12 protein-coding genes are annotated in these 12,756 nt (G+C 69.6%); 2 read left to right on the top strand and 10 right to left on the bottom strand.

Features of this window, described 5'->3' with window-relative positions; all coding sequences use genetic code 11:
* Window positions 1-23: 23 nt before the first annotated feature.
* From JK361_RS20175 to JK361_RS20130, 10 genes are all read right to left on the bottom strand, one after another.
* The gene (locus JK361_RS20175; RefSeq protein WP_236053317.1) at window positions 24-818 is read right to left on the bottom strand and encodes an SDR family oxidoreductase; all 795 of its coding nucleotides are present in this window, start codon (window positions 816-818) and stop codon (window positions 24-26) included.
* A 210-nt stretch (window positions 819-1,028) separates the two neighbouring features.
* Entirely contained in the window at window positions 1,029-2,609 is a 1,581-nt protein-coding gene (locus JK361_RS20170) for a GMC oxidoreductase (RefSeq protein WP_201820219.1), read from the bottom strand.
* Window positions 2,610-2,721: 112 nt separating this feature from the next.
* On the bottom strand, window positions 2,722-3,684 hold the full coding sequence (locus JK361_RS20165; RefSeq protein WP_201820216.1) for a cyclase family protein: 963 nt from the start codon (window positions 3,682-3,684) through the stop codon (window positions 2,722-2,724).
* Window positions 3,685-3,850: 166 nt separating this feature from the next.
* Window positions 3,851-5,146, bottom strand: coding sequence for a hypothetical protein (locus JK361_RS20160; protein WP_236053269.1), 1,296 nt, complete (start codon window positions 5,144-5,146; stop codon window positions 3,851-3,853).
* Window positions 5,147-5,348: 202 nt separating this feature from the next.
* A complete protein-coding gene (locus tag JK361_RS20155; RefSeq protein ID WP_201820213.1) occupies window positions 5,349-6,650 on the bottom strand; it encodes an aminotransferase family protein in 1,302 nt (433 codons plus the stop codon).
* 25 nt (window positions 6,651-6,675) lie between these two features.
* Entirely contained in the window at window positions 6,676-7,689 is a 1,014-nt protein-coding gene (locus JK361_RS20150; RefSeq protein ID WP_201820209.1) for a beta-ketoacyl-[acyl-carrier-protein] synthase family protein, read from the bottom strand.
* 82 nt (window positions 7,690-7,771) lie between these two features.
* A complete protein-coding gene (locus tag JK361_RS20145; protein ID WP_201820206.1) occupies window positions 7,772-9,355 on the bottom strand; it encodes an amino acid adenylation domain-containing protein in 1,584 nt (527 codons plus the stop codon).
* A complete protein-coding gene (locus JK361_RS20140; RefSeq protein ID WP_201820203.1) occupies window positions 9,348-10,106 on the bottom strand; it encodes a thioesterase II family protein in 759 nt (252 codons plus the stop codon). Before JK361_RS20140 ends, JK361_RS20145 begins: the two co-directional genes overlap by 8 nt.
* 10 nt (window positions 10,107-10,116) lie before the next feature.
* Window positions 10,117-10,392, bottom strand: a complete 276-nt coding sequence (locus JK361_RS20135; RefSeq protein WP_201820201.1) for a phosphopantetheine-binding protein — start codon at window positions 10,390-10,392, stop codon at window positions 10,117-10,119.
* 13 nt (window positions 10,393-10,405) lie between these two features.
* Window positions 10,406-11,350: a chlorinating enzyme gene (locus JK361_RS20130; protein ID WP_201820198.1), complete on the bottom strand. Its 945-nt coding sequence runs from the start codon at window positions 11,348-11,350 to the stop codon at window positions 10,406-10,408.
* A 617-nt stretch (window positions 11,351-11,967) separates the two neighbouring features.
* On the opposite strand from JK361_RS20130, the gene JK361_RS20125 reads away from it, so the two are divergent.
* Both JK361_RS20125 and JK361_RS20120 read left to right on the top strand, forming a co-directional pair.
* Complete coding sequence (locus JK361_RS20125; protein WP_201820193.1) at window positions 11,968-12,306, top strand: helix-turn-helix domain-containing protein; 339 nt, start codon at window positions 11,968-11,970, stop codon at window positions 12,304-12,306.
* 228 nt (window positions 12,307-12,534) lie between these two features.
* Window positions 12,535-12,738, top strand: a complete 204-nt coding sequence (locus JK361_RS20120) for a cold-shock protein (RefSeq protein ID WP_007383480.1) — start codon at window positions 12,535-12,537, stop codon at window positions 12,736-12,738.
* Window positions 12,739-12,756 lie beyond the last annotated feature (18 nt).

The raw sequence follows: 12,756 nt of genomic DNA, 5'->3' as shown, positions 1-12,756 counted from the left end.
GGGACCGGCGCGGGTGGGACGGGTCAGCCGCCGGTGGCGAAGCCCGGGAAGAGCGTCATCCCGCCGTCGACGTACAGGGTGGCGCCCACGACGTAGTCCATGAGGTCGGAGGCGAGCCCGACGGCCGCGTAGCCGATGTCCTCGGGGTCGCCGATGCGGTCGTACGGGATTAGCCGCAGCAGGTCCTCCCGGGCCTCGGGCGTCTCCCAGGCGCCTCGGTTGATGGGGGTCTTGATGGCCCCGGGGGCGATCGCGTTCACGCGGATCTTCTTCGGGGCGAGCTCCTGGGCCAGCGTCTCCATCATCATCTGCACGCCGCCCTTGGAGGAGGCGTAGTTGACGTGCCCGGCCCACGGGATGAGCTGGTGCACCGAACTCATGCAGATGATCTTCCCGGCCGCACGGGACACCTCGGGGACCACCCCGCGGCGCAGGAACTCCTTGGTCGCCTCCCGGGCACACAGGAACTGGCCGGTGAGATTGACGTCCAGGACCTTCTGCCACTGGGCGAGGGTCATCTCGGTGAACGGGGCGTCGCGCTGGAGTCCCGCGTTGGCGACCAGGATGTCGATCGTGCCGAACTCCCGGACCATGCGGTCCGTCATGGCGACGACCTGCTGCTCGTCGGAGACGTCCGCCTCGTAGGCGGCCGCCCGGACCCCGAGTCCGGTGATCTCCTCGACCACCTTCTCGGCCTCCTCTGCGCCGGCCACGTAGTTGACCACGACGTCGGCCCCGGCCCGGCCCAGGGCGATGGCCGTCGCCCTGCCGATGCCGGAGTTCGCGCCGGTCACGAGCGCCTTCTGCCCCCGCAGCAGGTGGGCCGGGATCACGCCCTGGGATGTTCCCTCGGTGGAACTCACGATGTCCTGCTCCTCCGCTGCGTGCCCGCTTGCGCGGGCTCCGTGGCCCGGCGGTCCACGCATCAGACAAGCACCGGCGAGGGGCGGCGGCACGTCCCGGCGGACCGCGTTGCGCTGCCCGGCTGAGGATCTTCGCCCGGTCGGAGTCCACGGGCGCGCACGGGCTCAGCCGAGCCGCTCCAGCAGGTGGTCGCCCACGCGGAGGGCGTTCGCGATGGCCGTCAGGGACGGATTGACCGCGCCGATGCTCGGGAAGAAGCTGGTGTCGACGACGTAGAGGTTGTCCAGGTCGTGCGCCTTGCAGTTGACGTCCAGGGCCGAGGACGCCGGGTCGGTGCCGAAACGCACCGTGCCGGCCTGGTGTGCGGTGGCGCCGATCGGCATGCCCTTGTGCAGGTAGATGCTGCGGGACAGCAGACGGTGCTCGTGCATGCCGAGGTGGCCGAGCATGTGCTGGAGTTTGTGCCGCAGGCGCTGGAGTCCGGCGATGTTGTTGCCCTCGTCGAGGGTGAGCCGGATCCGTCCGCCGTCCTCCAGGGTCACCCGGTTGTCCGGCTGCGGCAGGTCCTCTCCGCACAGCCAGAAGTCGACGGCGTGATGGGCGAGGACCTCGAACGGCATGTCCGGGGAGACGGCTCCGGCCCAGCGCGGGGCCTCGCCGTGGATCTGCTCGGCGTCCGACTTGCCGAGCATCTGGATCCCGCCGAGCGGGTACTCCCAGTCGTCCGCGCCCAGGTACCAGTCGTGCAGGGCGAGGGTCTTCTGGAACCGGGTGCCGTTGGGTTCCTTCGACACGGCCATCAGCGCCAGGTTGTTGTGGCGCATGTAGTGCCGGCCGACCACGTCCGAGCTGTTCGCCAGGCCGCGCGGGTGCCGGTCGTTCGCCGAGGCCAGCAGGAGCGCCGCCGAGTTGACGGCGCCGCACGCCACGACCACGACGTCGGCCGAGAACCGGGCCTCCCGCTCGCCCGGCAGCTCGGCGACCACGCCGGTGACGGTGCGTCCGGTGGCGTCGGTCTCCAGCCGGGTCACCCGGGCGTTGGTGATCATCTCCACGTTCGGGTGCTCCAGCGCCGGCTCCACGCAGATCACCTGGGCGTCGGACTTGGCGCGGACCAGGCAGGGGAAGCCGTCCACGCGGTCGCAGCGGATGCAGACGCTGCCGTGGGTGGCCCGGCCGCCCTCGTCCTGGGTGAGGTTGACCCCGATCGGCAGGTGGAAGGGGTGCAGTCCCTGCTTCTCCAGGTCCACGCTCAACTGCTCGATCCGCGGCTCGTGTTCGACCGGCGGATACGCGTACTGGGCGCTGCACGGCCCTTCCCAGGGGTCCTCGCCGTGCCGGCCGTGCACCAGGTAGAGGTGCTCCGCCTGGGTGTAGTACGGCTCCAGGTCGTCGTAAACGAGGGGCCAGGCGGGGGAGATGCCGTCGTGGTGGCGGAGTTCGCCGAAGTCCTCGGGGCGCAGCCGGAACAGTGCCGCGCCGTAGAACTTGGTGTTCCCGCCGACGTAGTAGTTCACCTCGGGCGGGAACTCGTTGCCGTGCCGGTCCAGCCAGAACTCCGGGGCCCGGTACTTGGCCTTCACGAACACGGCCGTGGAGTCCCAGTTGTCGCGTTCGCGCGGCAGGTAGTCGCCGCGTTCGAGGACGAGCACCCGTTTGCCGGACGGGGCGAGGCGGTGGGCCAGGGTGCCGCCGCCGGCACCGGTACCGATGACGATGACGTCGTACGGGGGCAGGGCGTCCATGGCAACCACCGTCCTTGTTCGCCTGGTCCGCGGCCGGTGCCGGTCTGCCTCCTTCGAACGTACGCGCCGTAGGGGGGTGCGGCACCCGGAGCGGTCGCCCGCACCGGCACGGTCACAGCAGGGCGATCGGGTTCACCGGGGAGCCGGTCGCCGCGGGGAGCCTCAGCGGGGCGATCACGCAGAGGAAGTGCCAGCGCGCCTGCCGCTCGCAGTGCGGTACCAGCTCCTCGAAGTCCAGCCAGTCCAGCAGGTGCAGCCCCAGGGCGTTGACGGCCAGCACGTGCACGGGGAACCCGACCTCGGCGACCGCGCTGGGCGCGGCGTCGCTGTTGCCGTCCGATCCCAGGACGGACACGCCCCGCTCGGCCAGGAACTCCATGGCCGTCGGATGCAGGCCCGCCCGTGCGCGCGTCACGTCCCAGGGGCCGAGGGTGCGGCGCCGCAGGCGGTGCCCCACCCGTACGAAGAGCAGGTCGCCCGGTCCGACCGCGGTCCGCTGGGCGGCCTCGGCCGCGACGAGGTCCTCGGCGGTCACCTGGTCGCCGGGATCGAGCCAGGGCACCTCGCGCAGCCGCGGGATGTCCAGGAGGACACCGCGGCCGGCGATGCCGTCCCGCACGAGATCGAGGGTGAGCGCTCCGGCGCCGGCCGGTGTCACGGTGCTCGCGGGGACGCCGCCGTACAGTTCGCCGTCGAAGATCACGTGGCACAGCGCGTCGAGGTGGCTGTCGACGTCCCCGTGCACGTTCATGGCGAACCGGTCGCGGGCGAACACGAGCCCGGGTGCGCCGGTCTCGCCGTGCGCGGGAGCCGTCATCCGGTGGGAGGCGGGCTCCGGACTGTCCGGAGCGCTCCGCGTCTCGACGGTCGCGGCCAGCGACACGGTGCGCCCGCACCGGACCTCGGCGGCGGCCGCCACGACGCGCTCCGGCGTCAGCCGGTGGAGCGCGCCGCGCCGGTTCTCGCCGCCCTCCGGGGCCCGGCCGCGCAGCCGGCGGTACAGGTCGCGGAAGGCCGCTTCGGTCAGGGGCCGCGGTGTCGTGGGACGGGAGGGTACGGGCGGGTCCGAGGCCATCGGGAAACCTCCTGCTCGCGCCGGCGTTCCTCCCGACACCGAATCACCAAGGCGGCCGGGCCACACGCCGGGCGCGGGCGGATTACGCCGGCCGGTCGAAGCGGCGGGCGGCGCGTCGCACCCCCTGGGCCGGCCAGCTTATAGGTGCGGCCGCGGTCGGAGCCGGTCAGGGACCGGTGACCGACCTGATCGTGTAGGGGAAGCTCTCCTGCTGCCAGACCACCGTGAACCGGGAGGCCGGGCGGGTGTCGACCCGGGGTACGCGGCCGTTCGACGTGAGGGTCCTCGTGGCGCCGAAGGTGCCGGTACGGCTGATCAGGCGGGCGCTGGTCCTGGTGTAGCTGTACGGGGGCGTCGACTTCGGGACGACCGTGTGGAAGACCAGCATGCCGTCGCCGTCGTCGTCGAGGGCCAGGTCGGGGCGGTCGCCGAGGCCCAGGCCGGTGACGGCGCCCCGGGTGCCGGCGGCGGACAGGCGGCGGCCGAGCAGCTCGAGGTCGCCGCTGCTGTTGTGGCGGGTCCAGACGATCATCGAGTTGCCGCCGAGGTCGGTCGCGAGGGCGTGGTGGAAGCCCACGTTGTCCGTGGACGCCGAGATGCGCAGGGGGGCGGCCAGGGTGCCGGTGCGGCTCCAGCGGGAGGCCCAGACCTGCGAGCGGGCGCCGCCGCCGGAGTGGTAGGTGATGACGGCGTCGCCGTCGCGGTCCACACCGACCCGCACCGCGCCGAAGCCGGCGTACGACGCGATCGGCGAGGTGAGCACTTTCGCCGCGGAGACGGACGTCGACGTGATCCGCTTGGCCACGACGTCCGCGTCGCGTGCCCAGGCGACGACGAACCGGCCGCTGCGGTCCACCGCGACGGCCGGCTTGTCCGCCGTGCCCGAGCCGAGGGTGATGGGCGCGCCGAGCGTGCCGTCGGATCCCATGCGGCGGGCGACCGCGTACCAGCTTCCGTCGCGGACCTCCGTCCAGGCCGCCATCGCGCTGCCGGCCGGGGACACGGCGACCACCGGGGTGGTCGCGGGCGCCGACGTGGACAGCTTCTGGAGCGGACCGACGAGGCTGCCGGAGGCCGAGATCCGGCGGCCCACCACCTGGCTGTCCTGCTGCCAGACCACCGCCGAGTCGCCGGTGTCGTCGGAGGCGGCCTGCGGCCAGGACGGCGCGGCACCGTCGGGCGACAGGGTGCGGATCGCCGTCACCGTGCCGCCCGCGGTCTTCACCCTGGCCTGGATCCGGTAGTAGCAGCCCGGCGTCGACAGGTCGCAGGCGTTCCAGACCAGGAGGGCGTCGCCCTGCCGGTCGACCGACACCGTGGGCGAGTCGTCGGGGGTCCAGCCGGAGGCCGACACGCTCCACGTCGCCGTCCACGCCGCCTCGGCGTTCATCGCCATCGTCGCGGTGAACGCGATCCCGGCCGCCGCCGCGGCGGAGACCCCGGCAAGGACACGGTGCTTCACCGAGCGCCGATGATGTACTGCACGCGGAGCCATCTCATCCCCAGTTCATGTCTGTGGCTTGGGCACAGCCGTCACACAGGCTGTCTGCAATACCAAGCGCACCCGCATGCTCAAACGTCACACGCGGTCGGGGGGATGGGAGCGTTCCGGTCTTCGGCGGAGAAGTGACGGCCGCGGCGGGCCGGCCCCGGCGGTTGACGCCCTACACGACGGTCGGCCGCAGGCCGGAGACGACGCCCGCGAACCGTTCCGCCGCGAATTCCGCTTCCTGCGTGGTCATGGTCAGCGGAGGCATCAGCACGACCGTGTCGGGCGTGTAGTGGACCAGCACGCCCTGCCGCCGGCACGCCGACTCCAGGTCGCGGCGGTCCTGCATCGAGAGCGGGCTGCCGTCCCGGTCCACGAGGTCGACCGCCACGTACGCGCCGACGGCCCGGACGCCCCCGAACGTGGGTGCCCCCTCGAGCAGGTCGTTCAGCCGGTCGCGGAGGAGGCGGCCGAGTGCCCGCCCGTGGGCCACCAGGTCCTCCTTCACGTACGCGCGGATCGCGGCGAGCGCCGCGGCGCAGGCCACCGGATGGCCGTCCGTGGTCGACGCGTGGGCGAACACCGTGCTGCCGGTGTCGAACGCCTGGTAGATCTCGTCGGTCGCCAGGACGGCGCCCAGCGCCGCGTAACCGGCCGTGATGCCCTTCGCGAGGCACATGATGTCCGGCGAGACACCCGATATGCCGGCCGCGAACATCTCCCCCATCCGCCCGAACCCCGTGAACGCCTCGTCGAAGATCAGGACGATGTCGTTCTTCGTGCAGTAGTCACGTGCGGCTCGCAGGTACGCGTCGCGAAGCGGCTGTCCGTTCCTGCCCTTCACCGGCTCGAGTATCAACGCGGCGACGCGCTCCGGCCCCAGCGCGTCCAGCTGGGCGGCGAGTTCGGTACCGGAATCGCCGGTCGGCTCCGGAAGGTGGGCGAAGCCGTCCGGCATCGGGCCGAAGAGCCAGTGCATGATGCGCTGCCCGCTCGCCGCCATGGCCGCCATGGGGCTGCCGTGGTAGCTGTCGCGCAGCCCCACGACGAGGCGCTTGTCCCGCCGGCCCTTGTTCCGGTGGTAGGAGCGGGCCATCAGGACCGCGCTCTCGACCGCCGCGCCGCCGGTGTGGCAGAACCGCACACGGTCGAGGCCGGAAGGGGCGATCTCGGTGAGTGCCCCCGCCAGTTCGACGACCACGGGAGCCGGCAGTTCCCACCGCACCATGCAGACGTAGGGCAGCTCCTGCGCCTGCCGGGTCATCGCCTCCACGACGTCGGTCCTGCCGTAGCCGAGCATCATGTTGCCCACGCCCGCGCGGGCGTCGAGGGCGCGGTTTCCCGCGGCGTCGATCAGCCAGGATCCCTCGCCCCTGACCCACATGTCCGCGGGTCCGCTCCGGTCGAGGATCGTCGACGTGGGTACGGTCCCATGCCACAGGGAGTACGTTCCACGGTCCCATGTACTCGGCGTCACGGCCATGTCCTCCCCGGTCTCCGCGCTACTCGGCCGGCGCCTGGACCACGGAACACGTGAAGGTGTATCCGCCGGTGCCCTGGATGAGCATCCCGTACTCGCCCGGGTTCAGGGTGGCCTCGATGTCGACCAGGTTGCCGAGGAAGTCTCCGGCGCCGAGGCAGCCGGTGTCGGTCTCGACGTAGCGGGGGTTTCCGCCCACGTACTCGGCGATGGCGGGCTTGAACATGCCCTCGCGCATCGTCCGGGTGAGACGCGGCAGGGCGATGCTGCTGATGTCCTTGGTCTCGATGCCCGCCGAGCGCAGCGCCCGGGCGACGAGTTCGTGCAGCTTGGGCACACCGAGCTTGACCATGCGGGCCGCCGCGCCGGACTCCCGGAACACCTTGTTGGCGCGGCGCAGGTCGATCGGGGTGCCGTGGCCCAGCGGAACGGAGGTGAACTCGTCGTTCCCCCGCATCTGGATCTCGCCCTCGGTGTCCGACGCCATCTCCAGCGAACGGAGGTGCAGGAAGTCGTCGCCCTCCCCGGTCCGGCCGAGGACGACCGCGGTCGCCGAGTCCGAGTAGGCCGCGTCGTCGTCGGTCGCCCAGCGGTCGAATCCCGGTGCGCAGAACCGGTCCGCGGTCGTGACCAGGGCCGCGCTCGCGTCGGGGGTGGCGGTCAGCCACTTGGCCGCGAGCTGAAGTGCCAGGCCGCCACCGTTGCAGAGCTGCTGCACGTTGACGGGAAGCCCCTCGATGATGCCGGACTGGAAGGCGACGTAGTGCGCCGGCGACCACATGTCGAAGCCCTGGTGGTAACTGAAGGAGTGGACCAGGCAGCTTATGTCGGACGGTGCGACTCCGCTCGTCTCCAGGACGGTCTTCGCGGCGAACACGGCCATCTGGGGCGGCGCGATGTCGTCCGGGGCGACGTACAGTTCCTCGACGCCGATGCGTTCCAGGTCCGCCGCGCCGACCTCGCCGTCGGCAGGGCCTTGTTTGGTCGGCGGAAGCCAGAGAGTCGCCGCCTTGATGCTCAACCCGGTCGCTGTCACTGAAATCCTTGCCCTTCTGTCGTCTTCATTCGGGATTCCCATGGCTCAGGCACGTGCGTGTGGTGCCCGAACGCCGCACATGTCACTGCGACTCAGGAGCCTCCTGATCATTCCGTTGTGACAACAGCGCCCTGCGGTCCACCTTGCCCGAGCCCGTCAGCGGCAGGCTTTCGCGCACATGGATCTCCCCGGGCAGCATGTAGCCGGGGACTTTCCTGACCAGGTGGTCGTGGCACGCCTGGGGCGTACACGCCTCGTCGGCCGGCACCACGAACGCCACCACGACCTTCTCGCCGGACTCTTTCTCGCTCGTGGTGACATAGCTCTGCTTGACGTGCGGCACCTCGTTCATGAAGTGCGTGATCTCGCCCAGTTCGATCCGGAAGCCGTTGACCTTCACCTGGTCGTCCAGCCGTCCCTGGAAGACGACATTGCCGTCCTCCCGGAAGAAGCCGCGGTCTCCGGTGTGGTAGAGCGTCACCTTTTCCCCGTCGATGTCGTACTCGACGTACTTCTTCTTCGTCAGCTCACGCATTCCCAGATAGCCGGGCGACAGCCCGGGTCCGGCCAGGCACACCTCTCCGGCTTCGCCGGGGGCGCACAGCACGCCGTCACGGACGAGGTACAGGGACGTGTTCTGGATGGGCAGGCCGATCGGCAGCGCCGAATCGCCCTGGACGGAGTCCCGGATGGGGTAGTAGGTGGCGAAGACCGAGCACTCCGTCGGCCCGTAGACACTGACGACCCGGTCGTTCCCGTAGTATTTCCGCGCTCTTTCGATGTGTCCCAGGGAATGCGCCTCGCCGCCGGTGAGGATCGTCCGTACGCCGTCGAAGGTGCCGGGAGCCTCGTCCACGATCACGTTGAAAAGCGCCGTCGTCACGAAGACCGCCGTGACGCCGTTCTGCCGCACGACCCGCTTCAGTTCCGACAGCCGGACGTGATCCGACGGGTAGAGCACGCATGTCCCGCCGTTCAGCAGTGCTCCCCAGATCTCGAAGACCGCGGCGTCGAAGAATATCGACGCCAGCTGCGGGATGACGGCATTCTCGTCGAGGGAGACGAAGCAGGCGTCGGACACCAGGCGGACGACGCCCCGGTGCCGGATCGGCACTCCCTTGGGAGATCCGGTCGAGCCCGACGTGAAGACGATGTAGGCGATGGAGTCGGGACCGACCCGCAGGGGAGGGTTCTCCTCGTCCGCGTTCAGTGCGGCCGGGTCGACGGGGACCACCCGCATCGCCCCGAAGCGGGCCGTCATCTCGTCGGACGCGTCGGTCAGCAGCGCGATGCAGCCGGCCTGGCGGAAGATCCCGCTCAGGCGCTCGTCCGGCCAGGTGCGGTCGTACGGGAGGTAGGTGGCGCCGCACTTGATGATCGACAGCATCGCGATGATCATCTCCGGGGAGCGCTTGACGCACAGTCCCACGACGTCGCCGGGGTGCACTCCAGCCGAGCGGAGCCGCCCGCTCAGGCTGTTCGCCAGGCCGTTCAGCTCGCGGTACGTGAGCCTGCGCTCCCGGTGGACGACCGCGACGGCATCCGGACGACGGGCGGCAGCGGCCTCGAAGAGCTCCTTCAGGCTCTCCGCCGGGTAAGCGGCTTCCGTCCGATTGATCTTCTGATGAATAGATAGAGCCTCTTCCGAGAGGGCGATCTTATCCATTCAAATTCCCCAGACGTGTGTTGACGATATCTGTTACGAACTCTGGGTGACTGTCCACGAAGAAATGTCCGCCAGGAGCTTCGATCAGCTCGTAATCCTGCTGGGTGAACTTCTGCCAGCCACGCATGGTCTCCCAGCCGTCGATCGGATCGTCCGGGCTGTACAGGGCCGTGATGGGCACGTCCACGCCGCAGGCGTGGCGGTCGTCCCACAGCTCGGCCAGCCGGATCTCGCTTCGCACCGTCGGCAGGAGCAGGCGCATCAGCCTCTCCTGTTCGAAGAGTTCCGCCGGAGTGCCGCCCATGCCCGCCACCGCGTCGCGGAAGTCGCTCTCCGTCATCTGATGCATGTACGGGCGCCGTTGCGGCATGTCGGGGCTCCGGCAGCCGGAGACGAACAGCCGGCGTGTCATCCCCGGGTACTCGGCCGCGGCCCGGTGGGACAGCTCGTAGGCCAGGCGCCCGCCGAAACTGTGGCCGTAGAAGGCGTGGCGGCGGTCCAGGTGCGGTGACAGCGCCTCGAAGACATCGTCCACCAGGGGCTGCCACCGGTCGTAGCGGGCTTCCTTGAGCCGGCGCCCCCGGCCGGGCAGTATCACGCACACCAGCTCGATGTCGTCCGCGATCCCGTCGGTCCAGCCACGGAACGTCTCAGGGCTCCCGCCCGCGTAGGGAAAGCAGAACAGCGTGCCGGCAGGCTCTGCCGCCGCCGCCTTGAGGGTCATCACCCACTTGTCGCCCGTCGCCGCCACGCCGGACCTGCTAGTCCGCGACCGCGTCGGCGTTTTTGCCGTTCCGCTGGATGCTGGCCACGATCTCCGTGATCCGGCTCTCGGTGAACAGTTCGTCCGCGGGCAGCGACTCGTCGCCGAACTCCCGCTCCGCCCGCTCGATCAGCTTCACCGCGGTGAGCGACGTGCCGCCGGCCTCGAAGAAGTCGTCCTCGCCGCTCGCCACCCGCAGGCCGAGCTGCTTGCACTCGTGGATGACCCAGGCCTGAAGGGTTTCCGGTGCCATTCGGTTGTCCGTCTCGCTCATTTTTCCATCTCTCCTAGTGCACGGGGAATCGGAAGCCGTTGACAGTGCTGTCGACAAAGCGGTTGTGGCCGTACCGGTCCTCACCGGAGGTCATCACACAGCCGTACTTCTCGAGACTGGCGCGCGCTCCGAATTCCTGGAGCTCGTCGGAGTACGGGTAGACCCGGACCTGGGTGGGCAGGTAGCGGGAGGCGAAGCCGAGCCGCATCTGGTCGGTTTCTCCGCTGTGCGGGTGGGACGCGTGCATGAGCGTCGACCAGAAGAGGATGAACTGTCCCTGACGCATGACCTGGGAGACGGCCTTGGACTCGTCGGGAGTCCAGTCCGGGTCCTTCTGCAGCTGCCGGTAGTCGTAGCCGAAGAGGCCGCGCTTGACGCCGTCCTTCTCCACCTGGTTGATGATGTCCGGGTTGTACTCCATTATCTTCGACTCGTCGTAGTTCATCGACGTGTGGGTGCCCGGGATGAACTGGAGGCAGCCGTTCGCGACCGACGCCTCCGTGAAGGCGGTCCAGGCCGTGATGGTGCCTCCGAACTCCGCGTCCTCCGGCCACACGATGTGCGGGTGCTTCGAGCCGTCGACGCTGGAGAAATTGTCCGCCTGGTGCCAGTCCGTGCCCTCGTCACCCGGGTACTTCGGGAACAACTCGGTACGCCAGCAGAGCGTGTCGGGGCCGAGGATGCTGGACACCCGGTCCACGATCTCCGGCCGGGTGACGTGCTCGGCGAGGAAGTCGACGTCGAGGTGACGGTCGTAACTGGCCGCCAGGTTCGTGTTCCCGGATTCGGTCTGGCCCTCGCTGTAGATGGACGTCTTGGTCTTGAGCAGTTTCGGCCTGAGCTGCCTGAGATTGCTTTCCATCTCTTCTTCGGTATAGAGATCGAAAGGACCGATGTAGCCATCGCGAGCGAACTGTTCGAGCTCTTCGGCACTCAGCGCGAACGTTTTACGAGCCATGATTTCTCCTCGTTCCTAATCGCGCTCGAAGGTATTACTTGGAGCGGCGTAGGGCTGGATACTGCGGCCGCCGGCGGCTCGATGACCGAAGCACCGGAAAATAAGTCGAAGAACCGGGAAAAGACGTTAGCCGCGTAATACCCCTATCGGGAACCCCTATCCAGGGGCCGACCCCTATTGGCAACCCCTATCCAGCGGTCGGTCACCTCTGTCCCGGGACGACACGCCGGCCGGCCGCCGAGCGGGAAACGGTCCGGCCCGGATCAGGGCCGTGCCGGGCCGGGCCCGACCGGGCGCCGCCGGACGCGGCCCAGCCGAGCGAACGGCGGCGCCGGGGTGCGCTCCGGCACCACGGGCGCACCGCGCTGATCGGCGTCGGAGCCCTCACGCTCCCGGGTGCGGTCCGGCCCCGGGAGCGCTCTCCGGGCGGCGGAGGAGGACGGCGGGCGCGGGCCGTACGGCCGGCCCACACGGCCGCATCGGAAATCTGTCACGGCGAGGCCACATCTTCGCCCCCGGCGGAGTTAGGGTTGTGGTACGAGGCAGATGGCGCCGAGTGTCTCGGAGCGCGGGTGCCACGCACGCCCTCCCCGCCGTGTCCCCGAAACGAAGGTGCCATGCCCGCCGAGAACGCCTCTGTCGCCGGCAACCTCGACGACGACGACTACCCCGCCTTCACCATGGGACGGGCAGCGGACGTTCTCGGTACCACACCCGCCTTCCTCCGGGCCGTCGGCGAGGCCGGGCTGATCGCCCCCCTGCGGTCGGAGGGCGGCCACCGCCGGTACTCGCGCCACCAGCTGCGCACCGCCGCCCGCGCCCGGGAACTGGTCGACCAGGGCACTCCCATCGAGGCCGCGTGCCGGATCATCTCCCTCGAGGACCGGCTCGACGACGCCCTCCGCCTCAACCGGGAAATGCGCCAGGAGCTGGACGGGCGCCGCGCGGATACCTAGTGCCGCCGGTACAGAATTACGTACCGCGGTGGGGCGAGAATTACCGGACGGCCGGAAAATGCGTGGCCGCTGCTGCCGACCTGTGTTAGCGTGATAGCAGTTGCAGTTTTGGTTGCCAGAGATTTTTTCTTTGCAGAGCTTTCCGGATCTTTCCGGAGGGGTGATCATCGCGGCGACTCGGCTCCGCAAGGCGTGGAGTCCGGCACTGCCCCCCAAGGGAGATTCAATATGGCATCTGGCACCGTGAAGTGGTTCAACGCGGAAAAGGGCTTCGGCTTCATCGAGCAGGACGGCGGCGGCGCTGACGTGTTCGCCCACTACTCGAACATCGCCACCAGCGGCTTCCGCGAGCTTCAGGAAGGCCAGAAGGTTACCTTCGACGTCACGCAGGGCCAGAAGGGCCCGCAGGCCGAGAACATCGTTCCCGCCTGACGCTGACGCGAATCGTCG

This window comes from Streptomyces musisoli, assembly GCF_016741855.1.
Classification (GTDB): domain Bacteria; phylum Actinomycetota; class Actinomycetes; order Streptomycetales; family Streptomycetaceae; genus Streptomyces; species Streptomyces musisoli.
This window is presented reverse-complemented; position numbering and strand designations above follow the sequence as displayed.

Excerpts from the sequence above, each read along its gene's own strand:
- JK361_RS20170 (WP_201820219.1), bottom strand. The coding sequence starts at position 2,609 with ATGGACGCCCTGCCCCCGTACGACGTCATCGTCATCGGTACCGGTGCC.
- JK361_RS20165 (WP_201820216.1), bottom strand. The coding sequence starts at position 3,684 with ATGGCCTCGGACCCGCCCGTACCCTCCCGTCCCACGACACCGCGGCCC.
- JK361_RS20145 (WP_201820206.1), bottom strand. The coding sequence starts at position 9,355 with ATGGATAAGATCGCCCTCTCGGAAGAGGCTCTATCTATTCATCAGAAG.
- JK361_RS20135 (WP_201820201.1), bottom strand. The coding sequence starts at position 10,392 with ATGAGCGAGACGGACAACCGAATGGCACCGGAAACCCTTCAGGCCTGG.
- JK361_RS20130 (WP_201820198.1), bottom strand. The coding sequence starts at position 11,350 with ATGGCTCGTAAAACGTTCGCGCTGAGTGCCGAAGAGCTCGAACAGTTC.
- JK361_RS20125 (WP_201820193.1), top strand. The coding sequence starts at position 11,968 with ATGCCCGCCGAGAACGCCTCTGTCGCCGGCAACCTCGACGACGACGAC.
- JK361_RS20120 (WP_007383480.1), top strand. The coding sequence starts at position 12,535 with ATGGCATCTGGCACCGTGAAGTGGTTCAACGCGGAAAAGGGCTTCGGC.